Genomic DNA, 26,459 nt, shown 5'->3' on the forward strand with positions numbered 1-26,459 from the left:
GGGTTATGGTTTATGGGCGCGAAAAGCCTTCCTCCACCAGGTACTCCACCGCTTCCTCGTACGTTTCGAAGGCGGACTCCAGGTTCAGGCCAGCATACACGTACCACAGCTCGTCATCCTCTCGGATCAGCAGCAGCGTCTGCCCGTTCGGCCCCATCCAGCGCTCTTCCTCGTTGGCATCGCCGCTGACGGCTTGTTCTGCCGCCGTCTTGGGTGCCAAGGAACGAATGGAAGCCTCTACGAGCTTGTGCAGGTCGTCGGCCGAGTAGTCGCGGACATTGACCAGGCCCTTGTCGTCTGTCTCGTAGCCTTGCAGATGCCCGGCGTAGACGAAGCCGTTGCCGTTCGGATGCAGATGATACACGACCGTCTTCTTATCGTAAGCGCTTTGCTCATAGTGGAAATTAACCCGTCCCAGCGAAACATCCTTCCGTTCCAGCTCCGGGAATTTGGCGATGACCGCCAGCTTTTGTTCGAATGTCAGCATGAATTTCAATCCTCTCCAGCAGCCGCCTCAAGCGGGCGACCCTTCTACCGATCTAGTTTTTCCAACCTGCCGCCGAGTTTAAACTTTCCTTTCGGACATTGCTTCCATTGTACACCATATTAGATGTAAAAAAAGCCCGAACCTTAATTGACTTAAGGTGCAGGCTTTATGCAGCTATTTTTGTGGAGCAGCTTTGGTGGAGATCGTGATCATGCCTTGCGCATCGATCTTCATGTCGGCTTTCAGCACTTTGGTGACAAAATCGAGCGGGACATACATTTTGTCGGCTTGAATGAGCGGAGCGGCGCCTAGCTCGAATGGAGCCACCTTGGCGAACGTGTAGCGGTCCTTGCCTTCTTGCACGGAGGTCCACTCAGCGCCCTGTGTCAGCTCGACAGAACGAGTGTCCCCGTTCCACGTCAGCTTGTAGCCCAGCGCTTCGGACACGAGCCGCAGCGGAATCATCGTGATTCCCTTGTCGTTTACGAACACGGGTGCGTCATCCAGGGCTACACTCGTTCCGTTCACGAGGACGGCGGACTTGTTCAGCGATGCTGGAGCGGCTGGAGCCTGAGCGGACAGCTGTGGCAGAGCGATACGGAACTCTGGAGTCCCGCTGACGCCCGGGGCAATGGAGTATTTGTCAAAGACGATGACCGCCTCGTTGTTGTCGATGTAGAAGCCTTGCGTGTCGGAGATGCCTTTGAACGCGTCTTTAAAATACTTGTCCGGCTGCTCGGCGATTTGAGCCGCAATCTGCTTGTTGATCAGCTCTTTGTAGTTGTCGCCGAACAAGCTGCTCAGCTCGAACGGCGAAGCCTGCTCTCCGTTGACGATATTGTAAAACGACAGTCGCGGCATGCCCGTTCCTCCGGTTGCGGTGCAAGACGTCACCACCAGGGAGAGCACCTCCGTTCCAGCAGCGTCTTTTCCTTTGGTCACCTTGTACGTGATGGTCAGCTCAAAAGGCCTCAAATCGAAGCCTGCGGCCTTCGCTTTCGCTGCTGCGTCATCAGCCTCCTTCGTCCAAGCGTCGACATCCTTCATCGCATTGCGTTCGATGGTGTCATTCACCTGATCGGCGTAGGGCTGGTCCTTCAGACCTTGAATGACCGGAATTTGAAGATTCACCTTCAAATTCGTCTTCGAATCCTTGATTTCCTTCGTCGTGACAGTCACGGACGATGCATCCGTCAGCTTGATGGAGATCGGCACCGCGTTCACCGGAGCGGATGGCGTTGCCGTTGCCGTTGCCGCATAAGCGGAGGAGAGCGGCAGGCCGGCCAGCAGCAGGCTTCCGGCTAGGCTCAGCCTCATTAACTTGATTTTATTGTTCATAATCATTCGGCCTCATTTCTCAGGGTTCGTCGTGCTTATGTCCTTATAGTAGCGTACTCTGGCCAACAGAGGGTTACAAAATGGTAACAGTTGCATTTGTCCGGTAGCCGTGCCACGGGCAAGCCCCCGTTCATAGCATGATTAGGAAATGACTGTGCAACCACCTAACCGTAATGAAAGGAGGGGGATTGGTCGTGGGGAAATATCCGAATACGAAGCTGGGCAACACGAAGCACCTCATCTCGAACGTAGCCCTCAGGAAGCACTATCCGGAGACGCATATGGCAACGGCCAAGCAGGTGCAGCGGATGCTGGAACGCTATCGCATGGTATATGTGAAGCCGAACGTGGGCACTGGCGGGCATGGGGTGATGAAGGCGGAACGATTGACCCGGTCGGGGAAAATGAAGTATCGCTTCAAGCTGGGTACGATGGAGCGTCAGTTCACTACGTATCCGGCCTTTTATGCTGCGCTGCGGCACGCCTTTCGAGGCAGGTCGTACGTCGTTCAGCGGGGCATCCGAATGCTGACGTATCGGAAGCGGCCGTTTGACATCCGCATCATGGTGCAGCTCAATCGAAGCGGACGATGGACGCACACGGGGACGATCGGGCGGCTGGCGCATCCGAAGCGGATCGTGACCAACTATCACAGCGGGGGAACTCCACTGCCGCTCGAGAGGCTCATGAGACCTTACCTGAGAGGTGCACGGATGACGCGGTTTGCCAGACGGATTGCCGCTTTAGGGGTGAGGACGGCCCTGCATATGCAGCAGGGCTATCCGCGGTTAAAAGAGGCCGGCGTGGACGTCGGGGTGGACCGAAAGCTGCGGCCGTGGATTTTCGAAGTGAATTTCAGACCGGATCCGTTTATTTTTCTCAAGCTGGGCAAGCCGGCGGTGTTCCGCCGCATCATCGATTTAACCCGATATCATGGGCGATTCCGTAAGAAATAAGTCCCGAGTGAATGTTCGTGTTTTGACGCAATGTGTCGCAAAATTTTAAAAATACAATCTAAAAATTAAAAAAATAACGAACAAAACTGATAAAAACGTTGACATTATTCCAAAACCGGATTATGATTCTCATGGCTCCACTAACAACTGATGCTCATAACTACTGTTCGTATATCCCTGGCAATACGGGTTGGGGGTCTCTACAAGGAACCGAGAATTCCTGACTACGAATGGGTGTGGATTTATTGCACCCAGATGGAGTCGGGGATTTTTTTGTGCTTAGATTTCGGCAATTCACAATCCGGGAGGCTGTATGAACATGAACCAGCGTTATGATGTGATTATTGTAGGAGCAGGACCGGCAGGCATTTTTGCCGCTTATGAATTGACTTTGAAGGCGCCTCATTTGAAGGTGCTGTTAGTAGATAAAGGGCATGATATCGATAGCCGTAGATGTCCGATCCTGGAGGAAAAGATCAAGCTCTGTCCGCCTCCGGCCGGCAAGAAGGAATTTGCAGGCTGTCTGCCCGCCTGTTCCATTACCGCAGGCTTCGGGGGAGCAGGCGCTTACAGCGACGGCAAGTTCAACATCACGACGGAGTTCGGCGGCTGGCTGACCGATTATTTGGCGCCGTCCAAGGTGCTCGATCTGATCCGCTATGTCGATAGCATCAACCTAGAGCATGGGGCGACCGACTTTGTAACTGACCCGACGACACCGGTGGTGCGCTCGATCGAGCAGCGGGCGTATGCCGCGGGTCTCAAGCTGCTGCGGGCGCAGGTGCGGCACCTCGGGACCGAGCAAAACCTGGAGATTCTCAAATCGATCAATTCCTACCTGAAGGAGCGCATCGATATGCAGTTCAAGACGGAAGTGGCGGATCTCTTGACCGTCAAAACAGCGAGCGGTCACCAGGTCAAAGGAATCGTACTTCGCAGCGGAGAGGAAATCGAGGCGGGCGATGTGATCGTCGCTCCCGGCCGGGACGGCTCGGCTTGGCTGACGGACGTGCTGCGCAAGCGCCGCCTGAAGATGTACAACAACCAAGTGGATGTCGGCGTACGGGTGGAGACGTCCGATGTCGTCATGCGCGAGATCAACGAGCATTTGTATGAAGGCAAGTTTGTATTCAACACGTCGGTCGGAACGCGGGTGCGCACGTTCTGCAGCAACCCTTCCGGGCACGTTGTAGTCGAGAACCACAGCGGCGTCATGGCGGCGAACGGCCATGCCTACAAGGATCCGGCGCTAGGCTCGACGAACACCAACTTCGCGCTGCTCGTGTCGCACCGGTTCACGGAGCCGTTCGATAAGCCGAACGAGTATGCACGGGAAATTTGCGAGCGGGCGAACGACCTGTCCAGCGGCGGGGTCATCGTACAGAAGTACGGGGACATTATCCGCGGCAGACGCTCCACCGAAGCGCGGATCAAGGAAGGCTTCCTGGAGCCGACCCTGAAGGAAGCGGTGCCGGGCGATCTGGGGCTGGTGCTGCCGTACAATACAATGAAGAGCTTAATCGAGATGGTCGAGGCGCTCGATAAGGTGACGCCGGGGATTGCCTCGGAGCACACGCTGTTCTACGGGGTAGAGGCGAAGTTCTACTCGGCCCGTCCGAAGCTGAGCGAGCAGCTCGAAACGGAGATCAAGGGGCTTTACTGCGGCGGCGACGGCGCGGGCGTGACGCGCGGCTTGGCGCAAGCGGGTGCGGCCGGCGTCTGGATTGCCAGAAGCATTGTAGATCGCTTGAACGGGTAAATAATGTAAAATAGGCAGTCTCCTCTATTGCATAAACTAATGATATTAGTTATAATGCTAATAACATTAGTTTTTAATTTGAGGAGGCTGTTTTTTATGCGTGCTCGACAAGCCGGATCCGTTTATCAGCTGACGTTTTTGCCCCGATTGTTTCCTGTGAATTGTTATTTGGTCGAGGAAGAGAAGGAGCTTACGCTCATCGATGCGGCTTTGCCTTACAGTGCTAAGGGCATCCTTGAGGCTGGAGCACGGATCGGCAAGCCGATCACGCGTATTGTGCTGACGCACGCCCACGGGGATCACGTAGGGGCCTTAGACGCGCTCAAGCAGGCGCTGCCGAACGCTCAGGTGCTCATTTCCCGCCGGGATCACCGGCTGCTGCAAGGGGATGTGGGCCTGGAGCCGGGCGAACGGAATACGCCGATCAAAGGCGGGGTTCCGAAGACACTGCAGACGCGGGCGGATGTACTGCTGAGCGAAGGGGATATGGTGGGCTCGCTGCGGGCCATCGCCGTGCCGGGGCATACGCCGGGACATATGGCCTTCTATGACGAACGGAGCGGGGCGCTGATCGCTGGCGATGCCCTTCAAACCCGGGGCGGCATAGCGGTGGCCGGGGTCGTGAACCCTTGGTTTCCATTTCCTGCGTTCGGAACGTGGGACGCGGACGCAGCGCTGGTCAGCGCACGTAAGCTGAGGGAGCTGAAGCCGTCGCTGCTGGCGGTCGGACACGGCGCGATGCTGGCGCAGCCGCAGCAGGCCTTGGAGAAGGCGATTCGGGATGCGGAGAAAGCAATGGAAAAGAGGAACAAGCATGGCCTACAGACAAGGGCTTGATAAGCAGTCGGTGCTGCTGGCGGCCGTGGAGCTGGCGGATCAGGTTGGGATCGAGCAGGTCACGCTGGCGGCGCTCGCGGAGAAGCTGAACGTCAAGACGCCGTCGCTGTACAATCACATCAAGGGCCTGCCAGGTCTGCGCAGAGCGCTGGCGCTTCATGGCTTGGTGCAGCTGAAGGAGACGCTGAAGGAAAGCGTAGTGGGTAAGTCCGGGGATGACGCCTTAATGGCCGCGGGCCTGGCATACTTGGCTTTTGTACGCCGGCACCCCGGCTTGTATGAAGCTACGTTGATCGCGAATGATATGGCGGCTACCGATGCCGAGCTTCAGGAGCTCGCGACCTCCATTGTCAGCTTGATGCTGCGCATGCTGGAAGCCCTGCAGCTGGAGCCAGAGGCGGCGCTGCATACGGTGCGCGGCTTTCGCAGTATCGTTCACGGTTTTGCGACCTTGGAGGGCAGGTATGGCTTCCGCATGGCGCTCGATCGGGATGAGAGCTTTCATCGGCTGCTGTCCACCTACTTGAAGGGCTTGCGGAGTTCGTAATGAAGGAATAACGACAGCGCCCTATCCCATTCCCTGAGAGAACGGCATAGGGCGTAAACATTTAGGCAAATTCAATAATCAAATGACTAAGAGAGCCGTACATGTAGCTTTGATGCTGCACTGCGGCTTTTTTGGCGTGGTGCCCGGTCCCCATCGCGAGGTAGAGCGGCGCAAAGTGCTCATAGTCCGGCGTAGCCTCGGCGGCATAGGGAGCCAGACGCTTATAATCGAACAGCGCGGCCGTATCCCATTCGCCCATACGCGCAATCAGCCAGTCGTCGAATTCCTTCGCCCACGGATCGGCTTGATTCTCCGCATGAAAGTTCATGCGGCGGAAATTGTGTACGGTTGAGCCACTGCCGATGATGACGATATTGCGGTCTTTCAGCGAAGCTATAGCTTTACCGATCTCGTACTGCTTCTCCGGCGGCAGCATCGGGTTCACGGACAGGTTAATGACCGGAACGTCCGCGTTCGGGAACATATGGCGCAGAATGACCCAGGCTCCGTGATCCAGGCCGCGCGTTTGGCTGACCTGTACATCGATACCGTTGCCGTGCGCTTGAAACGCAGACAGAATGTCCTTGGCGATCGCTACCGAGCCTTGGGCCGGGTATACGACCTCGAACAGCTCTTGAGGAAAGCCGCGGAAATCGTAGATCGTCTCCAGCGTGCCGTCGGTGTACGTCACCGATTGAGTAGCGCTGACCCAGTGAGCCGAAAACACGACAACCGCCTCGGGCTTGCCAAGCCTCTCGCCCAGCTTGCGCATGTCTTCGGTGTAAGTGTTGTGCTGAATCGCCAGCATTGGACTGCCATGGGCGATGAAAAAGGAAGATGCCATCTTGTAACCCCCTAAAATAATTGGTCAATGGTCGCATGTAGTCGATCTATCGCTCAATAATTACTTTAATAAAGTAAGTATATTACTAATTATAATTTATCATGGATTTAGCACCAAGTCAAAGCTTTCTCCAGATCGACGATCGATGTGCTGCTGTGGCATTTATAGTATGTGCCGTATCCTCGCAGCGCTATGAGCAGAAGTGGAAGTAATCCCTCCGGAATTGGTGTATAATACGACTGATTCATTTTGCAACACCATGGGAGGACGTTATGAAAATTCGTGTGTTAGCCATTGCACCTTATGCCGGCTTGAAGGACCTGCTGCTCGAAATGCTGCAGGATGTAGACACGATCGACATGGATGTCGAGGCTGCCGATCTTCAAGAGGCGATCCCGTTAGTAGAGCACGCGGAGCGAAGCGGCTATGACGTCATTGTCAGCCGCGGGGGAACAGCGTCGCTGATCCGCCAGCAGGTCACCCTGCCGGTCGTGGATATTCCGGTGTCCGGCTACGATATTTTGCGTGTACTGACGCTGGTGAAAAATTCGCATTCAAAGGTTGCTATTATTGGATTTCCTAATATATGCCATGGAGTGGCGCAAATATCCAGCCTGCTTGATTTTGATATTCCAGCCTATGCCGTTCAGCATGAATCTGAGGTTTCGGGTGCGCTTCATCGGGCCTTTGACTCCGGCATACAGCTGGTGCTGGGCGATGTCGTCACGGTACGCCACGCGCAGCAGATGGGCTACCGCGGGATGCTGATTACATCCGGAAAGGAATCGGTCGCCGATGCACTGGCTGAGGTGGTCCGGGTGTATGAGGTGTATAAGCGGGGGCAGGAAAACAGCCGGTTTTATACGGATATCCTGGATGCGGACGCGAGAGGCATTCTCGTACTGGATGAGGCTCGGAGAGTATCCTTTGCTAATCTTGCGGCGTGTCGCATTCTGAACTCAGATCGGACCCAGCTGTTCGGTCAGCATATGGTCATCGCTTCTCCGGCCTTGGCCCAGCTCATTAAGCAGGCGGAGGAGGACGCGGCCAGCGCGAATGTGCTGCAGTACATCCATTTGGGCGATCGGCAGTATAAAGTGATGCTCGTCCCTCGCGGATCCGAAGAAAGGCCGGGCGCGCTGATCTACCTCGACTCGTTGGAGCAGGAGCGGATCGATCGGCGGCTGTCGGCCTATATCCCGCCCAAGCTGGCTACCTTTACGCAGCTGGTCGGCGTCAGCAGCTCGCTGCAAAAGGCCGTCACCCGCGCAAAAAAATTTGCCCTGACCGACCGGAACATTTGGATCTCCGGTGAGCGGGGGACGGGAAAATCATTGTTCGCTCAGGCGATTCATTCGGCCAGCAAAGAGCGGCATGCGGGGTTCTACAGCATCCCCTGCGAGGAGATGACCGAGGAGCAGACGGAGCAGCTGCTGATGGGGACCGCGCAAGCGCCCGGTCTGCTGCGCGGCGGCTTCGGCGGAACGATCTACTTGGCCCATGCCGATCGGCTTCCCCGTACCGTTCAAGAAACATGGCTGCAGGCCGTGCGCAGCACGAGCGTTCGCTGGATCGCTTCCTCCTCCATTCCGATGACCCGCCTGCAGAACCGCATCGAATACAACCGCGATCTGCTGCTCGCGCTCGGTGAGGTGCAGCTGGTCATCCCGCCGCTTCGCGACCGTCCCGAGGATATTGAGGAGATCGTCCGGGGGATCATCGCCGACTACAATTCCGAATCGGGCAAGCAGATTGTAGGCATGCGCGAGCCGGTGCTGGAGCGGCTGAGCCAGTACGAATGGCCGGGCAATTCGGCCGAGCTCGACAATCGGATTCGAGAGATGCTGATCTTGACCAAGGGGCATTATACCGAGCTTGGCGAGGTGGCGGAGGTGCTGGAGCAGCTTGGTCAACCGGCGGGAGCCACGAGTGCCGGGACGTCGTACGCCCACATCGATCTCAGCGGCACGTTCGAGGAGATCGAAGAGCGCATTCTGGTGCATGTGCTTCAGGAGGAAGGCATGAATCAGTCCAAAACCTGTAAACGCCTCGGCATCAACCGCTCCACCCTTTGGAGGAAAACAAATAAAATGTTTAAAAATTAAACACATAATCAATTGAATGTCAGTAAGACTTCCCCGTATAATAAATTTTGCAACGCTTTCAATCCATTACATGTTGCAAATAAATACATCCCTGGGGGTAATCAGATGAGAATCAAGGCAACCATAGAACGGATCCCGGGTGGTATGATGATTGTGCCTCTTTTGCTTGGTGCGATTATCAACACTCTTTTTCCGACCATTTCCAAAACGTTTGGATCATTTACGGGAGCGCTCATGACGGGCTCGCTGCCGATTCTGGCTGTATTCTATGTCTGTATGGGCGCCACGATTGATTTTAAGGCGACGCCATACATTATGAAAAAGGGCGGTACGCTGCTCATCACCAAGATCGGTACGGCGATGATCGTCGGTTTTATTGCGGCCAAGTTTTTGGGCGAGGGCATGATCAGCGGCGGACTGCTTGCAGGCTTGTCGGTGTTGGCCATCGTGGCAGCGATGAACGATACCAACGGCGGTTTATATATGGCTCTGATGGGTCAATTCGGTAAAAAGGAAGACGTTGGCGCCTACTCGATCATGAGCTTGGAATCCGGACCGTTTCTGAGCATGATTACGCTGGGGGTGGCAGGTCTTGCGGCCTTCCCGTGGCAGACGCTGGTGGGAGCGATTCTTCCGCTCGTGATCGGCATGATTCTCGGTAATTTGGATAAAGAGCTACGTGAGTTTTTGGGCAAAGCGGTGCCGGTGCTCGTTCCGTTCTTCGCTTTTGCGCTGGGTGCAGGCCTTAACCTGAAAAATGTGTGGCAGGCGGGCGTGCTGGGGATTCTGCTCGGCATTGCCGTCGTCGTGATCACCGGGATTACGCTGCTTCTTATGGATCGCTTGACTGGCGGAAATGGGGTAGCCGGCTTATCGGCTGCTTCGACAGCGGGGAACGCAGCGGGGGTGCCTGCAGCGGTTGCCGCGGCGAATGCGGCATACGCACCGGTCGTGCCGTCAGCTACGGCGCTTGTGGCGTCCTGCGTGATCGTGACCGCGATTTTGGTGCCGATCGTGACGGCCTGGTGGGCCAAGCGGGTCGGCGCAGTAAGGTCGTAGGCGAAGGAAGCGGAAGAATAAGGCTGCCCCAGCGCTGGGCGGCTTGGGATCTGGGAGGGGAACGCATTGCAATTGCAACGGTTAGCGATCATTGCGGATGACTTGACGGGCGCTTCGGATTCGGGGGTGCAATTCGCCAGAAAAGGACTCCGGACGCAGGTTGTCTTCGATTGGAAGGCACTTGATGCCGAATCGGCCGGCTGGGATACGATCGTCGTGGATACGGACAGCCGGTCCGTGCCTGGGGAAGCGGCGTACGGCAGCGTAAGAAGTGCAGCGGAAACGCTGAAGCAGCAGAAGTACGATTGGATCTACAAAAAGCTGGATTCTACCCTGCGGGGCAATCTCGGCCAAGAAATCGATGCGGTTATGGACGTCTTCGGGTTTGAAGCGGCGGTCGTCGTTCCGGCGTTTCCCCGAATTGGCCGCACGACGGTGAATGGCATTCATTATTTAAACGGCGTTCCGATCCATGAGACGGAAATCGCTCGGGATCCGAAGACGCCTGTGCCGGAGTCGGACATCGCGAAGCTGCTCGCCGGGCAGTCTAAACGAAGCGCTGCCTTAATCGAGCTTGAGACGCTGCGCTGCGGCATGGAGGCGGTAGCTGCGCGCATTCAAACGGCGCTGGAGGCAATGGAGTCTCCGCTGATCATCATCGATGCGGAAGCGGATGCGGACATGGAGCGGATCGGGCAGCTGGTAAGCTTGTACGGCAGCCGGCTTTTGTGGGTCGGCTCCGCGGGGCTGGCCGACTACTTGCCGGTTCAAGCTCAAGGCGGCAGCGGCCAGCTCAATGCGCTGCAGCCGATGCCGGAAGCGGAAGGCCAAGCGATGCTGGTGGCGGGCAGCATTTCGAGAATTACCCGCGAGCAGGTCGCGCAGGTGAATGAGCAGCCGAACGTGGCGGCGGTCGAGCTGGATCCGATTGCGCTGCTTACTTCGCCGGAGGCGCAGGCGAGCGAGGAGGAGCGCTGCTATCGGGCGCTTATCGACTCGCTCGGTCAGGGGCTCGACCTCTCGCTGTACGCAGGCTCCTCGCCGTCGCAGGTGCAGTCGGCCAAGGAGCTGGGCGCGCGCAGCGGATTGGACTCGTCCAGCGTGTCCAACCGGATCGCGGACGCGCTGGGCCGAATTGCCGGCCGAATTGTTACGGAGTATCGGCTGGCCGGCTTGGTGCTGACCGGTGGGGACACGGCGAAGGCCGTCTGCCGGCATTTGGGGGTACACGGGATTGAGCTCGTGGCCGAGCTGGAGGCGGGCATCCCGCTGGGAAGGCTGCTGGGCGCCGATCGGATGATGGCGGTAACGAAAGCAGGGGCGTTCGGGAACGCACAGTCCTTGTGGCGGGCAATGACCATTTTGAAAGGGGAGAAGGACAATGCATAAACCAATTATCGGGATTACGATGGGGGACGGCGCGGGCGTCGGACCGGAGATCATCATGAAGGCGCTGGGCGACGAGGAGATTTATGCGAGCTGCCGTCCGTTCGTCATTGGCGATACGGCCATCTTGGAACGCGCGGGCCAGGTTGTGGGCAGCACGCTCCGTCTGCATTCCATCGCGTCGCTGGAGGAAGCGAAGTTCGAGCATGGTGTGGTAGAATGTCTTGACTTGAAGCTGCTTCCGGCGGATTTGCCATACGGTCAGGTGTCGGCGGCAGCGGGGCATGCGGCATTTATGTACCTGCAAACCGCGATTGAGCTGGCGAACCGCGGCGAGATCGATGCCATCTGCACGGCGCCGCTCAATAAAGAAGCGCTGCACAAAGGCGGGCATGTGTATCCGGGTCACACCGAGATTTTGGCCGAGCTGACCGGTACGACCGATTATTCGATGATGCTGTCCGCTCCAAACCTGAAGGTCATTCATGTGACGACGCACGTCGGCATCCTCGATGCGGTTCGTATGATTAACCCTGAGCGTGTGTACCGCGTGATTCAGCTCGCGCATGAAACGCTGCAAAAGGCAGGCTGCGCCTCGCCGCGCATCGCGGTGTGCGGCATTAATCCGCATGCCGGTGAGAACGGACTCTTCGGGTACGGCGAAGAGGAAGAGAAGGTGATCCCGGCCGTTCAGCGGGCGCAGGCAGAAGGCATTCAAGTGGTCGGGCCGCTGCCGGCGGACACGTTGTTCTACCGCACGAGACGAGGCGACTTCGATATCGTCGTAGCGATGTACCATGACCAGGGCCATGCCCCGGTGAAGGTGCTGGGCTTGGAAGCCGGCGTGAACATCACTGTCGGCCTGCCGATCATCCGCACGAGCGTGGATCATGGCACGGCGTTCGACATCGCGGGCAAAGGCATCGCCGATGATCAGAGCATCAAAGAAGCGCTGCGGCAGGCAATCGAACTGGCGCCGAGAAGATAAATATATTATGAGCTGTCCCTTGAGCAGTTAGGCTGCTTGAGGGGCAGCTTTTTTTGCGTTTTGCTATCGTTTCACACAATTCCCCATAATTGTCCGATAATGTGTCCGTATTGTTTTGGTAGGACGCGATAGAATGGTATAATCTTTCTCATACCAAAGCAGAAGAAGGAACGACAGCATGGACAACTACGATTTGAAAATCAAGGCCTTTATGGCGGCAAACGACGTCCAAGCGGAGCACCTCCGATTGAATCAATCGTGCCACACGGTCAAAGAAGCCGCTGAAGCGGTGGGCGCCTCCACGGACCAATTGGTCAAAAACATCTGCATGATTGACCAAGAGGGCCGGATGATCGTGGCCATCGTCAATGGGGACGATCGGGCCAGCACTACCCGGGTAAGTAAGGCGCTGGGCATCGAGGCTCCCAGGCTTGCGGAGGAGCACGAGGTACTAGCAGGCACGGGGTATCCGCCAGGCGGCGTGCCTTCGTTCGGCTATCCGGCGCTGTTTCTGATGGATGCCAAAATCGAAGCGATGGATGAGGTGTACACGGGCGGAGGCTCGCCGAACTCACTCATCAAAATTTCCGTATCGGAGCTGGTGAGAGCCAATCAAGGGACGTTTGCAAGAGTTAGGAAGTAACGGGGAGGGGCCAGCCAAGCCATGGGAAAAATCTTATGCTTTATCTCGCAGGACTTTGCCGATTTCGAAATTACGCTCACCTTTCACAAGCTGAAAAACGTCGGGCATAAAGAAGTATTGTCGGTGAGCTACGACCTGAATCCGGTCATTAGCGAGTCGGGCTTGTATTATCAGCCGAACGCGACCATTCGTGAAGCGATGGAGCTGGAAGACGTCGAGGGGCTGATCATTCCGGGCGGACCGATTCGGGAGCAGCGGGAGGAGCTGACCGCACTCATCCAGAAGCTGGATCAAGAGCAAAAGCTGCTGGCAGCGATCTGCAATGGCCCGCAATATCTTGGCCGGGCGGGGATTTTACACACGAGGCCGTTCACCACCTCATGCGCCGTGGAGCGGATTCAAAAGCTGGGCGTGGAGGACCCGTTTCCACGTCACCAGTGCCTCGAGGAGCAGCGTGTCGTCCAAGATGGCCATGTGATTACGGCCAAAGGGCGCGCGTTTGTCGATTTTTCGTTCGCTGTGTTCGATTACCTCGGGATTTACGAAGGCGCACAGCACGAACGCGATCAGCTGTGGAACGACATTATGGATCGATAAACGGTTGCAACAGACCGTACAAGGAGAAAGTGACATTAGAATGGCGATCATATCCTGTACCAAAAAATTATTTGAACAAAGCGGCTTTCCTGAATCGCCGGTGCCGGAAGTAGGCTATCAGCCGTTGTATAGCTGGCATGCTCATTTTTTTAAGATGGGTCGAAAGAATTGCCTCATGCTCATGAACGATTTGACCCGTTACCAAGTCTTTTTGTATGGCATGAAGAAAGCACACTATAAATCGTTTGAGGACCTGTTTATACAATCGTTAACGGCGAATTTAAAGGCGGACGAGCTCCCCGAAGACCAGATTCATAAGTATATAAGCCGAATAGGTGCCCATATTTATACGAAAACCCATAATCGGAGCTTAATCGGTTCTTTAAACGATCAAATTTTAATTGGGACGCATTGGATTGAGCCTTATTTGTCCTCGGAAGAGCTGCCATTAATTGAATTCAACCGAAGGCTCAATCGCACCGTCATGTTGAAGCTAAAAGAAACCTACCCCGTTGAAGCGATGAAGAATGCGCTAGAGATTTTGTAACGCGCGAAAAAAAGCCCGCCTCCATAATTACCATGGGAGCGGGCTTTTGCTATATAGCCTTATTTGCCTTTCGCGTCAAACGAGCTTTTCAGCGACACGACACGGTTGAACACGAGCTTATCAGCCGTCGTATCCTTCGGATCGACGTTGAAGTAGCCGTGGCGGAAGAATTGGAACTTCTCCTGTGCTTGCGCAGCCTTCATGTTGTTCTCCACGAAGCCTTGCAGCGTTTCGAGCGAATTCGGGTTGATGTTGTTGAGGAACGAATCGTTTTCGCCGGCTTCCTCGTCATCCTTCTCATCGAGGATGAGCGGCTCGTACAAGCGGAATTCCGCCGGACGGGCTTGCGTCGCTTCGACCCAGTGGATCGTGCCCTTCACCTTGCGGCCGGTAAAGCCGGTGCCGCTCTTCGTCTCCGGATCGTACGTGCAGCGCAGCTCGATCACGTTGCCGTCTGCATCCTTGACTACTTCCTCACACTTGATGAAGTAAGCATGCTTCAGCCGCACTTCGTTGCCCGGGAACAGGCGGAAGTAGCCTTTGACTGGCTCCTCCATGAAGTCATCCTGCTCGATGTAAATTTCACGCGAAAACGGAATTTGACGGTGGCCCATCGCTTCGTTCTCGGAGTTATTTTCCGCTTCCAGCTGCTCGACTTGCCCTTCCGGATAGTTGGTGATGACCACCTTCAGCGGATTAATGACTGCCATCGTCCGCAGCGTCTTGAGCTTCAGATCCTCGCGGATAAAATGCTCCAGCATGCGCGAGTCGGCTACCGCGTTGTTGGTTTTCACTACGCCCGTTTCCCGGATGAAATCGCGGATCGCTTCCGGAGTATAGCCTTTGCGGCGCAGGGCGGAGATCGTCGGCATCCGTGGGTCGTCCCAGCCGTCCACGACTTTTTCCTCCACGAGCTTGCGCAGGAATCGCTTGCTCATCACGGTGTTGGTCAGGTTCAAGCGGCCGAATTCGTACTGCTGCGGCTGGCACTCCATCTCGCACTCGCGGATGACCCAGTCGTACAGCGGGCGGTGATCGGCAAACTCCAGCGTACAGATTGAGTGCGTAACGCCTTCAATCGCGTCCTCCAACGGGTGCGCATAGTCGTACATCGGATAGATGCACCATTTGTCCCCGGTGTTGTGATGATGGGCAAACGCAATCCGGTAAAGCACCGGATCCCGCATATTCATGTTCGGGGAGCTCATGTCGATCTTGGCACGGAGCACCTTCTCGCCTTCCTTGAACTCGCCTTTGCGCATCCGTTCGAACAAATCAAGGTTCTCTTCCACGCTGCGGTTGCGGTAAGGGCTGTCTTGACCCGGCTGGGTCAGCGTGCCCCGGGTTTCGCGAATTTGCTCGGCGCTCAGATCGTCAATGTAGGCTTTGCCTCGTTTAATCAGCAGAACCGCGCGATCATACATTTCTTCAAAGAAATCCGATGCGAAAAACAGCTTTTCCCATTCAAAGCCAAGCCATTTGACGTCTTCTTTGATCGATTCTACGTATTCCGTGTCTTCCTTGGTTGGGTTCGTGTCGTCAAAGCGCAGGTGGGTTCGTCCGCCGAATTCATCCGCCAGCTCAAAGTTCAGGCAGATCGATTTGGCATGTCCAATATGAAGGTAGCCGTTCGGTTCCGGAGGGAAACGAGTCACGATCTCCTTCACTTTGCCTGTATTCAGGTCGTCCACAACGATCGCTTTAATAAAATTCGAGGAGGATGCAGGTGCCGGTTTCGTCGTTTCCATCGGTATCAACCTTTCTCGCAACTAAATTGCGTCTTTAAAAGGATATAGTATCTATAATACACACATTAATGTGCAATTATAATGGTTTCCCGCGGGTTTACAGGAAGTTTGAAGACCGCAGAAGTTTTTTATCTATCTTAGCAAATTCGTTCGCGTAATGAAAGTTTTCATTGCAAGAGTCCGTCCACACCTTATGCAAAAAGCAACATATGCTGAAGCGTATCGTATAAACGTGAGGAGGAATAGCCGATGGCCGAGGGAACAACGGCTTCGCCGAACCGGTTCGTCTCCGTCCCGGTGATGCGGCTCATGGCACGGAGGATGATTCCGTTCTATTGCCGGATTGCTAATAATCGCAAGTATGCGGAGGCATGGACAGCGGGGGTACGCAAGGCTGATGTAAACGCGCTGGTCCGTCTGCTGAAGCAGGTGGGGATTCAGGTGCCAAGCCGGGAGGTCGGATCATTTGCCACCAACGGGATTGGCTACTTCGTTGAATTTAATGCCCCCAGTCCGATCAATCTGTACGCTGATGGGACGACACTGCAGCCGGGAACGACGCAGTCTTATTTCAACACGACGGTGCATCGCGCCATTGCTCGTGCCGTGCTGCCATTGTATCGCGCAATTGCTTTCCAACCTGTGTTTGCTAAGCTGGTGGTCCGGGCGATTGTGACCGGTAAACTCCGGCTGCTCCATGTGCTGGTCCGCAGCAAGGTGAAGACTCTTGCGCTGCGCACGATTCAGATCCAGGAATCCGGATTCCGGCTAGGGTTCAAATATGCGGCGAGCCGATTTGTATTTTACAATCTGTGCTTTCAGAGCGGGATATAATAGAGGGCCGAGTCAAGGCTGCCGAGATGGATGCTCGGTGGCCTTTTTGCCATGGGGGTATGAGCAACAATGGCTCGCACTACTTTTTTGGTCGGGAATCAGGTATAGTACGGGTAAAAGCCCACGTTGGCTGCAGGGAAAATAAGGAGGCGTGACGCCCATGTTAATCGAAGTATTTCAAGATACGGTATGCCCGTGGTGCCGAATCGGCGAACGGAATTTAATGAAAGCGTTAGAAGAGTGGAAAGGCGAGCCGGTCGAGGTACAATGGCGCGCGTTCTTGCTCGATCCGGGCGTACCGGAGGGCGGATTGCCGTTCAAAGAGACGCTGGCGGCCAAGTTTGGCTCAGCGGATCGGGCGGAGCAGGCCTTTGGACAGGTCACGCAAGCAGGGCGTGCGGTGGGATTGGACTTTCATTTTGACCGGGTAGAGTTTATGCCGGATACGCGGCTGTCGCATCAAGTGATCGCACTGGCACCGGAGGAGCGGAGGACGGCGCTTGTGGAAGCCATCCATCAGGCGTATTTCGAGAATGGAAAAGATATCGGCAGCTTGGACGTCCTGCTGGAAGTGGTGTCCGGCGTCGGGCTGGATGCGGCAGCAATTCGCCAAGCGGTAGAGCGCGGTGAGGGCGTGGCGTCGGTCGGCGCGGATTTGGAATACGCCGGGCAGGTGGGCATCAGCGGCGTGCCGTTTTTCATCATTGGAGGGAAGTATGCCTTGACGGGCGCGCAGCCGCCGGAGACGTTCCTGAAGGTGATGCAGCGGGTGAGCGAAGAGGAAGCAGAGTAGCAGGTAGGGGCGGGCAGCTGTAGAGCGGAAAATTCGCTTTGGACCGGCGCTATGTGGTGTGAGGGTGGCTGCAGAGCGGAAATTCCGCGTTGGATCGGCACTATACGGTCCGAGGGTGGCTCCAGAGCAGATATTCCGCTTTGGATAGGCCCCATGAGGCTCATGTACAACAGCAAAGTGGAAATTCCGCTTTGGACCAGCACCTTGCGACCCACAGTCAATTGCAGGGCGGAATTCCGGCTCTAGATTAGCCCTTCCCAGGACGAGATAAGCTCCGAAATGATGCTTAGCGGTAAAAAGGAGGCCTTGAGCGATGATCCGAATTGGACTAGCCGGCTGGGGAGACCATGACGACCTGTATGAGAAGGGCCTCCCCGCACGCGACCGATTAAAAGTGTACAGCCGATACTTCTCCGTCGTCGAGGTGGACAGCTCGTTTTACGCGGTGCAGGCCGAGGCGCAGTACGAGAAGTGGGCGCAGGATACGCCGGATGATTTTCGCTTCGTGATCAAGGCGTACCAGGGCATGACCGGGCATCTGCGGGGCAAAAGCCCGTTTGCCGACACGGATGCGATGTTCCAAGCGTTCCGGGAGTCAATCGGGCCGGTGCAGCGGGCCGGGAAGCTGACGGCGGTGCTGTTCCAGTACCCGCCCTGGTTTGATTGCACGCGGGCCAATGTAGCGCTGGTACGAGAGGCGAAGGAGCGGATGAGCGGGCTCCCGGTTGCCCTGGAGTTCCGGCACCAGAGCTGGTTCGCCGGAGAGATGCGGGAGAAGACGCTAACCTTCATGCGGCAGGAAGGCTGGATGCACAGCATCTGCGATGAGCCGCAGGCTGGTAGCGGGTCGGTGCCGACGGTGCTGGAGCCGACCGACAGCGGCGTCACGATCGTGCGGATGCACGGACGCAACGTGTCCGGCTGGAACCAGCAGGGGGGCGGGCCGAACTGGCGGGAGGTGCGGTACTTGTACCGCTACAGCCAGGAGGAGCTGCAGGAGTGGCAGGTACATCTTGAGCTGCTGCAGCGGAGCACGCGGGAGATTTGCATCATTTTCAACAATAACTCCGGCGGAGACGCGGCACAGAATGCGACGGAGATGCTGCAGCTGCTCGGCATGGAGACGAAGGAATTCGCGCCCAAGCAGCTGGATTTATTTGAGTAAGAGGGAGACCCGCGCTGTAGTACGTAGGCTAGGGTAATCCCTCTTTTTTTACTTACCTTTCAGAATTGCTTCCACCAAATGCCGGCGCACTCCGGCACCTGAACGAGCTGCTGCTCTGCCACACGGTCGGCCAGCGCATCCCCGAAGAAAAACCGCGTCAACGCCTCCGTCTGAGCCGCATCGTCAAAGCGATAATCCATCCGAATCCAGCGGTGCGAGAATCCGTAGTCTTCCTCTAAGGCCGCATAATACGCCTTCAAAAACGACGGCGGCTCTGGCGTCTCCACCCCTGTGCCCATCGTTTCCAAAATGATCACGGTGCCGTTCGGTCGAATCACACGCTCGATTTCACTCATCACGTCCGTCAAGTTTTGTCGCCAATCCTGCAAGTCGCTGCTCGCCAAATAGCAGATCGACCAGCCGGAGACGATGAGGTCGGCGCTTCCATCCGCGAGAGGCAGCTTGCGGTGATCAGCCGCTATGGTGCTCCACCCGCTTAATCCGGCCTTTTGCAGCCGCTGGGCTGTCACTTCGAGCATCGCAACGGATGCATCCAGGGCGATGATAGATCTGACTTCCGGCGCTAGAACGGTGGTCAACCGTCCCGTCCCGGCCCCCAGGTCGATAATGTCCAGCCCTTGATAGGGGCATAGCTCCTCAATAATCGGTGCCAGGCTCGGCTGCTTGGAGATCAGCTGCTGATAGGTGTGGGCTTCGTGTTCGTAGATTCGGGTATGGTCAGGCATAGGTGTAGTTCCTCCCTTGGTTTCGTCACTTGCCACCTCAGCATAAAAGTTAACGTTACGTGAAGGTCAAGGGGAAAATACCCACCTGCATCATCGAATCGGAATCGCACAAACAATATGCAGCCGCTCGCTGATCTGATGATGCTTCGTCATATAGCCCCGGGCATCGAACCAAGCCAGCAGCTGAGGTAAATCGGCGGCGGCTGACTGACCCTCCTCACGCACGTCCGTATGCATCAGGTCGGTTATGCAAATGCGCCCGCGGGGCTTCAGCACTCGTCGCATTTCATCCAAAGCCAGCGCCTGCTGATCTCCCGTCAGATGATGAAAGGCGAAGCTGGTGACGACAAAATCAAACTGCCCATCCAGGCAAGGGATCGCCAAAAAGTTGCCGAGCTTCGTCTCGAGCTCCGGGAATTTTCGCCGGCAGGCTTTCAGCATCTCCTTGGACTGGTCGACTCCAACCATCCGGACGCCGGCCTGCAGCAGCCTTCCAGCCAGATTGCCCGTGCCTGTGCCTAAATCCAGCCCGGCTTCGCCCGCCATGGGAGAGACCCAACGGACGGTGAGCTCCAGCGCTTCCTCATAGCTGGGATAGAGCGTCGAGTCGCTTTTTACACTCTGGTCATGGGAGGCGGCCAAGCGATCGAAGCTCCAGCGGTCTACCCAGGTCCGGCGCTGCTCCCGCAGCCGCTTCGACCCTTCAGCCAGCTGATAAAAAGCCTCCAAGGGCAGCGATTGTTGCATCTGCAGCAGATGGATCATGCGGTCCGTTGTTTCGATAAGGTGCTTCATTTCGACCCATTGGGAAAACATCACCGAGCGCTGCAGCTCCAAATAATATTGAAGCTCCTCCTGCTCCCCCGCATCCAGCTGAGCCAGTGCACTTCGGATGTCCTCGATCGTCATGCCAGCCTCGCGAAGGGAGAGGATCGTCTGCAGCCGCCAAATATCCTGCTCCGTGAACGTTCGATACTGGTTCGTTGGCAGCTTGATGGGGGAAAGGAGCCCTTTTTCCTCATAAAAACGGATCGCCCGCTGCGATACATTCAGCTTGTCTGCTACCTCTTTGATTTTCATGCCCGCAGCCTCCGTCCTTCCTCGTTTGCGTCCATTAAACCTTAACGTTACGTAAAAGTAAAGAGCGTGCTCAATAGGTAAAATTCTCTTTATCCCTTATAATGAAATGCAAAATGCAATATTGTTGACAACTGACATCGCTAAGTTAATGTAACAGTTGCAAGGTGAGGAGGAATAGATGATGCAATTATTCGGAGGAATCAGAAGGCCGCTCGCGGACTGCGTGCCTGATCTGGTGGCGACGGCCCGGGGGGCCAAGCCGGCCACACTTGTGGTGAGAAACGCCAAGCTGGTGAACGTCTGCTCGGGGGAGATTTTGGAAGGGATGTCGGTGGGCGTGCAGGGCTCACGGATCGCCTACGTCGGACGCAAGCCGGAGCCGCTGATCGGCGAAGAGACTAAGGTGATCGACGCGCAGGGGAAATACTTGGCGCCGGGCTTTTTGGACGGGCACTGCCACATCGAGAGCACGCAGCTGACGGTGACGCAGTTTGCCCGCGCGGTGCTGCCGCAGGGGACGACGGGCGGATTTTTCGACGCGCATGAGATGGTCAACGTGCTGGGGCTCAGCGGGCTCAAGCTAATGCTGGACGAGGCACGGCAGACGCCGCTGGCCGCTTACTTGCAGGTAGCCTCTTGCGTGCCGTCCACCGACGCGAGCCTGGAAACCTCCGGGGCCTCGATCGGCCCGGCCGAAGTAGAAGAGGCGTTCAGCTGGGGACCGGACGTGATCGCGCTGGGCGAGGTAATGAACTTCCCGGGGGTTGTGTACGGAGACCCGAAGATGCTCGGCGAAATTCAGGCGACGCTGCGGGCGGGACGCGTGGCGGACGGCCATTTCACCTGGCCGGCGAGCGATGAGCGGCTGATCGCTTACGCGGCCAGCGGCGTCACCGGTGACCACGAATGCGTCACCAAGGAGGATGTGGTCGAGCGGGTGCGGCTCGGCATGTACGCCAAAATGCGCCGCGGGTCCGCTTGGCACGATGTGGAGGAGACGATCAAGGCGCACACCGAGCTGGGGCTCGATCCACGTCGGATGATGCTCGTCACGGACGATCGCAGCGTGGAGTCGCTCGTCGATGAAGGGCACATGAACTTTGTCATCCGCAATGCGATCCGCCAGGGCGTGAAGCCCGTGACCGCGATTCAGATGGCGACGATCAATACGGCGGAGCGCTTTGGCGTGGCCCGCGATGTAGGGACGATTACGCCGGGCTCGTATGCGGATATGGTGCTGCTGGACGGGCATTTGGCCGATGTGAACGTGGCCATGACGATCTGCGCCGGGGAAGTGGTGGCGGAAAACGGCCAAATGGCATTGGAGCTGGCCGGGATGCATTACCCCGCCGAGGCGACCCGGTCGATGAACCTGGCGAGCGTGCCGGTACCGGAGGACTTCGTCATTGAAGCGCCGATCGAGGAAGGCAAGCTGCGAGCGCGCGTCATTCGCGTGCAGGAGAATCACGTCGAGACGAAGGCGGAAGAAGCCTTGGTCACCGTACGAGGCGGGCGGGTCCAGCTCGAGCCGGGCGTCGGGCCGTGCAAAATCGCCGTCTTCGAGCGGCATCAGGGCAGCGGCGGACGGTCGGTCGCGCTCGTGGACGGCATCGGCTTTCACGAGCCGGCGGCGCTTGCGATGACCGTGGCGCACGATAGCCACAACCTGCTCGTCATTGGCAACAACGACGAGCTCATGGCCCGGGCAGCCGCCCGTGTCGCGGAAGCGCAAGGCGGTGCCGCCTTTGCCGGAGCCGGTGGCGACGCGCTGCTCCCGCTGCGTATCGCCGGGCTGCTGTCCGATGCGCCCTTCGAAGAGGTCGCGGAGCAGTCGCGCCGGTTAAGCGCCGCGCTGCAGAGCGCAGGCTGCACGCTGAACTACGCCTTCATGACCTTGTCCCTGCTGGCGCTCGTGGTCATCCCCGAGCTGCGCATTTCTGACAAGGGGCTGGTGGAAATTACGGCGGATGGCATTCACAAGGTGCAGCTGTTTATCGACGCCGACGCCAAAGCATCCGATTAGGATTATTCTGGAAGGCCGAGCTGCACGTGCCTAATCGGATCGCCTCCCCCGAATACTGTAGAAATCCATTCGCATCTTGGGGAGGCGTAAGTATGAAGAAGGCATGGCTGTATACGGCACTAGGCGTAGTGGTATTTGCGAGCGGGCTCGGCTCCGGCGTCGGCTGGGCGTCGGGGAAATTGCCGCAGGTGACGGCGGATTTGGTGCCGTTTTTCTGGAAGGCAGGGGATAAGCAGTTTTCGGCGGTCGATGGATATAACGATGGAACGCAGGCACTGCCGGGCAGCATGAATTATAAAGGCACCACTTATATTCCGATCCGGCTGGTAGCTGAAACGTTGGGCTACGAGGTGGATTGGGACGATGCTAGCAAAACGGCGTCCATTCTCGATCCGTCGAAGAGCGACGACCCGGTGTCAGATGTGCCGGATGCGCCGGCCAAGACGGAGTACGCAGCCAATTCCGCTGTGCTGACGTCGTCCACGGTGCTGCTGGACAAAGCGAATGCGTCGGGAACCGTGCTCGAGACGCTTGCGTCCGGCACGCAGGTGTCGGTGACGGCGGAAGCGAGCCGAGAGTATCTCGCGGTGACGGTGAACGGACGCCAAGGCTATGTGGCCTCATCGAGCGCAGATTACCGCTACAAGGCGGATCGCCCCGCGTGGGAGCGCAAAGCCGATACCATCATCGCGGCCGGGATGAAATTCATGGGGGCACCCTACGAATTCGGCGCTTCAACGAAGCAAACGAACACGTTCGATTGCTCCTCGTTCACGAAGCATATTTTTGGCCTGAGCGGTATTACGCTGCCCCGGGATTCGCGACAGCAGAGTCAGGTCGGACAAGACGTAGACATCAGTCAGCTGCGCAAAGGCGATCTGATTTTCTTCACCACCCCGCAGCGAAAAAATGCCGTCGGGCTGCAGCGTATCGGCCATGTCGGAGTCTACTTGGGCGATAACAAGGTACTGCACACGTACCGGGTCGGCATCGGCGTGACCGTCACGGAGCTGGATGCCAACTGGACGAAGCGGATCATTTCCGCCAAGCGGGAGATCCAAGGCTAATTCATCGCGCGGCTTCCGCATAAAAACGTCCGTTTTTTCCCACATTACAAGTGGAAAGGAGGACGTACGATGAAAAATGCCAAGTATCAGTACGATTCCAGTCTGCAATCGCAAAATCCGATCTCGCAAGCCCAGAACTCCGTAGTCACCGCCCACAATGCGGTTACGCAAGCGCGGTCGCATCCGACGTCGCAGATGATCGAGCAGGCGGAGACGGCCGTCGAGCGGGCGGAGCGGGCCATTGAGCAAACGGAATTTTGCGACAATCAAGAACCGATTGATCGGGCCAAGGAAGACCTGGCGGAGGACAAGGCGAATTTGCAAAGCCTTACGCCTTCCGAGGAGCTGTAGGAACGGCTGACAAGAGATCGGCGGCATGCAATAGCGTGCTGCCGGTCTCTTTTTTTGTACATGCGGGACATCTTTTTTGCTACAATGGATATATATGGATGCTGCGAGACGCGGCGACTCTTAAGGAGGCTGACAAGAGATGGAGCAGGAGCGCAAGTTGGAGCTGGTATGGGATGGAAAAGCGGTGCTGGGTGAAGGGCCGGCTTGGGATCACCGCAGCGGGCAGCTGGTATGGGTCGATATTCAAGGGCGTCGCGTGCACCTGTTCAATCCGGCGGACGGCATCAATCGGACGATCGAGCTGAACCAGATGATCGGAGCGGCGGTGCCGCGAGCGGAGGGCGGCTTGGTGCTGGCGCTGCAGCACGGCTTCCATACGCTCGATCTGGAGACGGAGACGCTGACGCCGCTGGCAGACCCGGAAAGCGATCAGCCCGGCAACCGGTTCAATGACGGCAAATGCGATGACGCGGGGCGGTTTTGGGCCGGCACAATGGACATGAAGGAAGGCAAGCCTGCAGGCTCCCTGTATTGTCTGGAAAAGGATGGAACCGTGCGCAAAACCGTGGAAGGCGTGACCGTTTCCAACGGCATCGCCTGGAGCCACGACAACAGGACGATGTACTATATCGATTCCCCCACCAAAAAGGTCGTCGCCTACGACTTCGCGCTGGAAACCGGAGAGCTTAGCAATCCCCGTACAGCGGTGGTTATTGCAGAAGGCGAGGGCATGCCGGACGGGATGACGATCGACAGCGAAGGCATGCTATGGGTAGCGCAATGGGACGGCTGGCAGGTGTCGCGCTATAACCCGGCCACGGGCGATAAGCTCGATACCATCCATGTACCGGCCGCCCGCTCGAGCTCCTGCGCCTTCGGCGGGGAGAACTATGACGAGCTGTACATCACTACCGCTCGTGTCGGTCTGAGCGAGGAACAGCTGGCTTCGCAGCCGCACGCTGGAGGACTGTTCCGCGTGAAGCTGGGTGTAAAAGGGAAGCCGACGGCGTTTTACGGAGGGTAAGCGAGCGGCACCTTACCGCGCCGATGCCGCGTCGCCCTGCTTCTGATGCCGGAGCAGCTCCGATACCGTCACCAGCCGGTAGCCCCGCTGCTTCAGCTCCGGCAGCACGATGGCCAGCGCCCGGATCGTGTCGCTCTTGCCGTGCACATGGTCGTGCAGCAGCACAATATCGCCGCCGGAGGCGTTGTTCAGGATCGTTCGGACGATCCGCTCCACACCCGGCCGGTTCCAGTCCCACGGGTCCTGATCCTTGGACCATAGAATCATCCGCATCTCCTGCGCATGGAGAAACTGCAGCAGCTGCTCATTGAAGAAGCCTTCGGCTGGTCGGAATAGCCGGGGCTTCTGCCCCGTGACCCCTGCGATCGTCTCCTGCGCTTTGGAGATGTCGGAGCGAAGCTTCTCGGCGGACGTTCCCGGAGTGCACAGAATGTGGCTGAACGTATGGTTGGCGAGCTCGTGCCCTTCCGCCACCTCTCTCCGCACAACGTCAGGGAACCGCTCGACCCGCTGGCCCAGCAGGAAAAACGTCGCCTTGGCATCATACTGCTTCAGTAAATCCAGAATCGGCGGCGTCTCGTCCGGTGTCGGGCCATCGTCAAACGTAAACGCCATCAGCTTTTCGTCTGTCTGCACGCCTCGGATAATCTCGTTTCCGTAAACGGAGGAGGTGCCCCAGAAGGCAGAGTCAGCTGATCTTAATGCGGTGCTCGCAGAGGAGGCTGATCTATCCATTCCCAGCAGACAGGTGGCGGATAAGGCCACGGCGAGACTCACACTCAAGCTCCATGTTCGCATGATGATATATCCTCCAATCGCTTCCTTTTTTCGCTAGAGGTAGTATAACCTGCACGCCGAAGAACCAATCGGAAGAGCTGGAACATCGGGGTGGACCTACATAAATTGGCCTTTTTAGGCGCATCCTAGCTTCAGTTCATACGTATTTTTGTACTCACTGTACCTATAGAGGAGGAGACTAACCATGTCCAAAGCCTTAACGGAAGTGCTGAACACGCAGATCGCCAACTGGAGCCTGCTATTCATCAAGCTGCACAATTACCACTGGTATGTGAAAGGACCGCAATTTTTCACGCTGCATGTGAAGTTCGAGGAGCTGTATACGGAGGGCGCGCTGCACGTCGATAATTTGGCGGAGCGTCTCTTGGCGCTGAAAGGGCAGCCGGTGGCGACCATGCGCGGGGTGCTGGAGAAAGCGACGATCAAGGAAGCGAACGGCAGCGAGACGGCGGAGCAGATGGTGCGCGCGATTGCAGACGATTTCACAACGCTGATCGGTGAGCTGAAGGAAGGCATGGGCATTGCGGTGGAAGCGGGAGATGAAACGACCGGCGACATGCTGCTGGCCATTCACAGTGCGCTGGAGAAGCATGTGTGGATGCTGGAGTCGTTTTTGGGCAAGTAAGCGAAGGGCTTGGAAAGAGCACGTTGACGCGAATGGCGATCAGCGTGCTTTTTTGTCGTAAACAACGCCGGCAGAGGCCTCCCCCGCTTGGTTCCCCAAGGAAATGGGCATA

26 protein-coding genes and 1 riboswitch are annotated in these 26,459 nt (G+C 57.0%); of the genes, 19 read left to right on the plus strand and 7 right to left on the minus strand.

Translation table 11 applies throughout. The features are described 5' to 3' along the window. Positions 1-10 precede the first annotated feature (10 nt). Both FPZ49_RS06600 and FPZ49_RS06605 read right to left on the minus strand, forming a co-directional pair. Positions 11-487, minus strand: a complete 477-nt coding sequence (locus FPZ49_RS06600; protein WP_144844767.1) for a hypothetical protein — start codon at positions 485-487, stop codon at positions 11-13. Between the two features lie 174 nt (positions 488-661). Beyond that, on the minus strand, positions 662-1,825 hold the full coding sequence (locus tag FPZ49_RS06605) for a stalk domain-containing protein (RefSeq protein ID WP_186445652.1): 1,164 nt from the start codon (positions 1,823-1,825) through the stop codon (positions 662-664). Positions 1,826-2,019: 194 nt separating this feature from the next. On the opposite strand from FPZ49_RS06605, the gene FPZ49_RS06610 reads away from it, so the two are divergent. The 4 genes from FPZ49_RS06610 to FPZ49_RS06625 all read left to right on the plus strand — a co-directional run bounded on the left by FPZ49_RS06610 (position 2,020) and on the right by FPZ49_RS06625 (position 5,924). After that, a complete protein-coding gene (locus FPZ49_RS06610; RefSeq protein WP_186445653.1) occupies positions 2,020-2,781 on the plus strand; it encodes a YheC/YheD family protein in 762 nt (253 codons plus the stop codon). A gap of 147 nt (positions 2,782-2,928) precedes the next feature. After that, a riboswitch (purine riboswitch) is annotated at positions 2,929-3,028 on the plus strand. A gap of 72 nt (positions 3,029-3,100) precedes the next feature. Continuing rightward, complete coding sequence (locus FPZ49_RS06615) at positions 3,101-4,540, plus strand: NAD(P)/FAD-dependent oxidoreductase (protein ID WP_144844773.1); 1,440 nt, start codon at positions 3,101-3,103, stop codon at positions 4,538-4,540. 96 nt (positions 4,541-4,636) lie between these two features. Next, positions 4,637-5,377, plus strand: a complete 741-nt coding sequence (locus tag FPZ49_RS06620; protein ID WP_144844775.1) for an MBL fold metallo-hydrolase — start codon at positions 4,637-4,639, stop codon at positions 5,375-5,377. After that, positions 5,355-5,924 carry a TetR/AcrR family transcriptional regulator gene (locus tag FPZ49_RS06625; RefSeq protein ID WP_144844777.1) on the plus strand — a complete coding sequence of 190 codons (570 nt, stop codon included), beginning with the start codon at positions 5,355-5,357 and terminating at the stop codon, positions 5,922-5,924. The genes FPZ49_RS06620 and FPZ49_RS06625 overlap by 23 nt, the downstream gene beginning before the upstream one ends. 61 nt (positions 5,925-5,985) lie before the next feature. On the opposite strand, the gene FPZ49_RS06630 is transcribed toward FPZ49_RS06625, so the two are convergent. Beyond that, positions 5,986-6,768 carry a DODA-type extradiol aromatic ring-opening family dioxygenase gene (locus FPZ49_RS06630; RefSeq protein ID WP_144844779.1) on the minus strand — a complete coding sequence of 261 codons (783 nt, stop codon included), beginning with the start codon at positions 6,766-6,768 and terminating at the stop codon, positions 5,986-5,988. A 272-nt stretch (positions 6,769-7,040) separates the two neighbouring features. Here FPZ49_RS06630 and FPZ49_RS06635 point away from each other — a divergent pair, with 272 nt between their 5' ends. The 7 genes from FPZ49_RS06635 (at position 7,041) to FPZ49_RS06665 (ending at position 14,093) form a co-directional block, all read left to right on the plus strand. Beyond that, positions 7,041-8,873 (plus strand): sigma-54-dependent Fis family transcriptional regulator, encoded by a 1,833-nt coding sequence (locus FPZ49_RS06635; RefSeq protein WP_144844781.1) that lies wholly within the window; start codon positions 7,041-7,043, stop codon positions 8,871-8,873. A 105-nt stretch (positions 8,874-8,978) separates the two neighbouring features. Further along, a complete protein-coding gene (locus FPZ49_RS06640) occupies positions 8,979-9,932 on the plus strand; it encodes a 2-keto-3-deoxygluconate permease (RefSeq protein WP_144844783.1) in 954 nt (317 codons plus the stop codon). A gap of 66 nt (positions 9,933-9,998) precedes the next feature. Beyond that, positions 9,999-11,321, plus strand: a complete 1,323-nt coding sequence (locus tag FPZ49_RS06645; protein ID WP_261381292.1) for a four-carbon acid sugar kinase family protein — start codon at positions 9,999-10,001, stop codon at positions 11,319-11,321. Next, positions 11,314-12,306, plus strand: coding sequence for a 4-hydroxythreonine-4-phosphate dehydrogenase PdxA (gene pdxA, locus FPZ49_RS06650; RefSeq protein WP_144844785.1), 993 nt, complete (start codon positions 11,314-11,316; stop codon positions 12,304-12,306). The genes FPZ49_RS06645 and pdxA overlap by 8 nt, the downstream gene beginning before the upstream one ends. A gap of 178 nt (positions 12,307-12,484) precedes the next feature. Continuing rightward, positions 12,485-12,949 carry an aminoacyl-tRNA deacylase gene (locus FPZ49_RS06655; protein WP_144844787.1) on the plus strand — a complete coding sequence of 155 codons (465 nt, stop codon included), beginning with the start codon at positions 12,485-12,487 and terminating at the stop codon, positions 12,947-12,949. A 21-nt stretch (positions 12,950-12,970) separates the two neighbouring features. Then, positions 12,971-13,546 carry a DJ-1/PfpI family protein gene (locus FPZ49_RS06660; protein WP_144844789.1) on the plus strand — a complete coding sequence of 192 codons (576 nt, stop codon included), beginning with the start codon at positions 12,971-12,973 and terminating at the stop codon, positions 13,544-13,546. A 40-nt stretch (positions 13,547-13,586) separates the two neighbouring features. Continuing rightward, the gene (locus FPZ49_RS06665; protein WP_144844791.1) at positions 13,587-14,093 is read left to right on the plus strand and encodes a DUF6933 domain-containing protein; all 507 of its coding nucleotides are present in this window, start codon (positions 13,587-13,589) and stop codon (positions 14,091-14,093) included. Positions 14,094-14,152: 59 nt separating this feature from the next. On the opposite strand, the gene FPZ49_RS06670 is transcribed toward FPZ49_RS06665, so the two are convergent. Then, complete coding sequence (locus FPZ49_RS06670) at positions 14,153-15,841, minus strand: glutamine--tRNA ligase/YqeY domain fusion protein (protein ID WP_144844793.1); 1,689 nt, start codon at positions 15,839-15,841, stop codon at positions 14,153-14,155. Positions 15,842-16,090: 249 nt separating this feature from the next. Between FPZ49_RS06670 and FPZ49_RS06675 the strand changes: the two genes are divergently transcribed. From FPZ49_RS06675 to FPZ49_RS06685, 3 genes are all read left to right on the plus strand, one after another. Continuing rightward, complete coding sequence (locus FPZ49_RS06675) at positions 16,091-16,675, plus strand: hypothetical protein (RefSeq protein WP_144844795.1); 585 nt, start codon at positions 16,091-16,093, stop codon at positions 16,673-16,675. 160 nt (positions 16,676-16,835) lie between these two features. Then, complete coding sequence (locus FPZ49_RS06680) at positions 16,836-17,468, plus strand: DsbA family oxidoreductase (protein WP_144844797.1); 633 nt, start codon at positions 16,836-16,838, stop codon at positions 17,466-17,468. 313 nt (positions 17,469-17,781) lie between these two features. Further along, positions 17,782-18,633, plus strand: a complete 852-nt coding sequence (locus FPZ49_RS06685) for a DUF72 domain-containing protein (RefSeq protein WP_144844799.1) — start codon at positions 17,782-17,784, stop codon at positions 18,631-18,633. A 59-nt stretch (positions 18,634-18,692) separates the two neighbouring features. Here FPZ49_RS06685 and FPZ49_RS06690 read toward each other — a convergent pair whose 3' ends face one another. Beyond that, a complete protein-coding gene (locus tag FPZ49_RS06690; RefSeq protein ID WP_144844801.1) occupies positions 18,693-19,379 on the minus strand; it encodes a class I SAM-dependent methyltransferase in 687 nt (228 codons plus the stop codon). Positions 19,380-19,469: 90 nt separating this feature from the next. Further along, the gene (locus FPZ49_RS06695) at positions 19,470-20,459 is read right to left on the minus strand and encodes a MerR family transcriptional regulator (RefSeq protein WP_144844803.1); all 990 of its coding nucleotides are present in this window, start codon (positions 20,457-20,459) and stop codon (positions 19,470-19,472) included. 178 nt (positions 20,460-20,637) lie between these two features. On the opposite strand from FPZ49_RS06695, the gene FPZ49_RS06700 reads away from it, so the two are divergent. The 4 genes from FPZ49_RS06700 (at position 20,638) to FPZ49_RS06715 (ending at position 24,924) form a co-directional block, all read left to right on the plus strand. After that, positions 20,638-22,482 carry an adenine deaminase gene (locus tag FPZ49_RS06700; protein WP_144844805.1) on the plus strand — a complete coding sequence of 615 codons (1,845 nt, stop codon included), beginning with the start codon at positions 20,638-20,640 and terminating at the stop codon, positions 22,480-22,482. Between the two features lie 92 nt (positions 22,483-22,574). Continuing rightward, complete coding sequence (locus FPZ49_RS06705; protein WP_144844807.1) at positions 22,575-23,549, plus strand: C40 family peptidase; 975 nt, start codon at positions 22,575-22,577, stop codon at positions 23,547-23,549. 69 nt (positions 23,550-23,618) lie between these two features. Beyond that, positions 23,619-23,900, plus strand: a complete 282-nt coding sequence (locus tag FPZ49_RS06710) for a hypothetical protein (RefSeq protein ID WP_144844809.1) — start codon at positions 23,619-23,621, stop codon at positions 23,898-23,900. Between the two features lie 139 nt (positions 23,901-24,039). After that, positions 24,040-24,924: an SMP-30/gluconolactonase/LRE family protein gene (locus FPZ49_RS06715; RefSeq protein WP_144844812.1), complete on the plus strand. Its 885-nt coding sequence runs from the start codon at positions 24,040-24,042 to the stop codon at positions 24,922-24,924. Between the two features lie 12 nt (positions 24,925-24,936). Here FPZ49_RS06715 and FPZ49_RS06720 read toward each other — a convergent pair whose 3' ends face one another. Beyond that, positions 24,937-25,722: a polysaccharide deacetylase family protein gene (locus FPZ49_RS06720; protein WP_144844814.1), complete on the minus strand. Its 786-nt coding sequence runs from the start codon at positions 25,720-25,722 to the stop codon at positions 24,937-24,939. A 184-nt stretch (positions 25,723-25,906) separates the two neighbouring features. Here FPZ49_RS06720 and FPZ49_RS06725 point away from each other — a divergent pair, with 184 nt between their 5' ends. Next, complete coding sequence (locus FPZ49_RS06725; RefSeq protein ID WP_144844816.1) at positions 25,907-26,347, plus strand: Dps family protein; 441 nt, start codon at positions 25,907-25,909, stop codon at positions 26,345-26,347. The last annotated feature ends 112 nt before the right edge of the window (positions 26,348-26,459 follow it).

The sequence above is a fragment of the Paenibacillus cremeus genome, assembly GCF_007786445.1.
GTDB lineage: Bacteria > Bacillota > Bacilli > Paenibacillales > NBRC-103111 > Paenibacillus_G > Paenibacillus_G cremeus.

What these genes read in the sequence shown, in the direction of transcription:
- FPZ49_RS06600 (WP_144844767.1), bottom strand. Translation starts at nt 487, where the DNA reads ATGCTGACATTCGAACAAAAGCTGGCGGTCATCGCCAAATTCCCGGAG.
- FPZ49_RS06605 (WP_186445652.1), bottom strand. Translation starts at nt 1,825, where the DNA reads ATGAACAATAAAATCAAGTTAATGAGGCTGAGCCTAGCCGGAAGCCTG.
- FPZ49_RS06615 (WP_144844773.1), top strand. Translation starts at nt 3,101, where the DNA reads ATGAACCAGCGTTATGATGTGATTATTGTAGGAGCAGGACCGGCAGGC.
- FPZ49_RS06620 (WP_144844775.1), top strand. Translation starts at nt 4,637, where the DNA reads ATGCGTGCTCGACAAGCCGGATCCGTTTATCAGCTGACGTTTTTGCCC.
- FPZ49_RS06625 (WP_144844777.1), top strand. Translation starts at nt 5,355, where the DNA reads ATGGCCTACAGACAAGGGCTTGATAAGCAGTCGGTGCTGCTGGCGGCC.
- FPZ49_RS06630 (WP_144844779.1), bottom strand. Translation starts at nt 6,768, where the DNA reads ATGGCATCTTCCTTTTTCATCGCCCATGGCAGTCCAATGCTGGCGATT.
- FPZ49_RS06635 (WP_144844781.1), top strand. Translation starts at nt 7,041, where the DNA reads ATGAAAATTCGTGTGTTAGCCATTGCACCTTATGCCGGCTTGAAGGAC.
- FPZ49_RS06640 (WP_144844783.1), top strand. Translation starts at nt 8,979, where the DNA reads ATGAGAATCAAGGCAACCATAGAACGGATCCCGGGTGGTATGATGATT.
- pdxA (WP_144844785.1), top strand. Translation starts at nt 11,314, where the DNA reads ATGCATAAACCAATTATCGGGATTACGATGGGGGACGGCGCGGGCGTC.
- FPZ49_RS06655 (WP_144844787.1), top strand. Translation starts at nt 12,485, where the DNA reads ATGGACAACTACGATTTGAAAATCAAGGCCTTTATGGCGGCAAACGAC.
- FPZ49_RS06660 (WP_144844789.1), top strand. Translation starts at nt 12,971, where the DNA reads ATGGGAAAAATCTTATGCTTTATCTCGCAGGACTTTGCCGATTTCGAA.
- FPZ49_RS06665 (WP_144844791.1), top strand. Translation starts at nt 13,587, where the DNA reads ATGGCGATCATATCCTGTACCAAAAAATTATTTGAACAAAGCGGCTTT.
- FPZ49_RS06670 (WP_144844793.1), bottom strand. Translation starts at nt 15,841, where the DNA reads ATGGAAACGACGAAACCGGCACCTGCATCCTCCTCGAATTTTATTAAA.
- FPZ49_RS06675 (WP_144844795.1), top strand. Translation starts at nt 16,091, where the DNA reads ATGGCCGAGGGAACAACGGCTTCGCCGAACCGGTTCGTCTCCGTCCCG.
- FPZ49_RS06680 (WP_144844797.1), top strand. Translation starts at nt 16,836, where the DNA reads ATGTTAATCGAAGTATTTCAAGATACGGTATGCCCGTGGTGCCGAATC.
- FPZ49_RS06685 (WP_144844799.1), top strand. Translation starts at nt 17,782, where the DNA reads ATGATCCGAATTGGACTAGCCGGCTGGGGAGACCATGACGACCTGTAT.
- FPZ49_RS06690 (WP_144844801.1), bottom strand. Translation starts at nt 19,379, where the DNA reads ATGCCTGACCATACCCGAATCTACGAACACGAAGCCCACACCTATCAG.
- FPZ49_RS06695 (WP_144844803.1), bottom strand. Translation starts at nt 20,459, where the DNA reads ATGAAAATCAAAGAGGTAGCAGACAAGCTGAATGTATCGCAGCGGGCG.
- FPZ49_RS06700 (WP_144844805.1), top strand. Translation starts at nt 20,638, where the DNA reads ATGATGCAATTATTCGGAGGAATCAGAAGGCCGCTCGCGGACTGCGTG.
- FPZ49_RS06705 (WP_144844807.1), top strand. Translation starts at nt 22,575, where the DNA reads ATGAAGAAGGCATGGCTGTATACGGCACTAGGCGTAGTGGTATTTGCG.
- FPZ49_RS06710 (WP_144844809.1), top strand. Translation starts at nt 23,619, where the DNA reads ATGAAAAATGCCAAGTATCAGTACGATTCCAGTCTGCAATCGCAAAAT.
- FPZ49_RS06715 (WP_144844812.1), top strand. Translation starts at nt 24,040, where the DNA reads ATGGAGCAGGAGCGCAAGTTGGAGCTGGTATGGGATGGAAAAGCGGTG.
- FPZ49_RS06720 (WP_144844814.1), bottom strand. Translation starts at nt 25,722, where the DNA reads ATGCGAACATGGAGCTTGAGTGTGAGTCTCGCCGTGGCCTTATCCGCC.
- FPZ49_RS06725 (WP_144844816.1), top strand. Translation starts at nt 25,907, where the DNA reads ATGTCCAAAGCCTTAACGGAAGTGCTGAACACGCAGATCGCCAACTGG.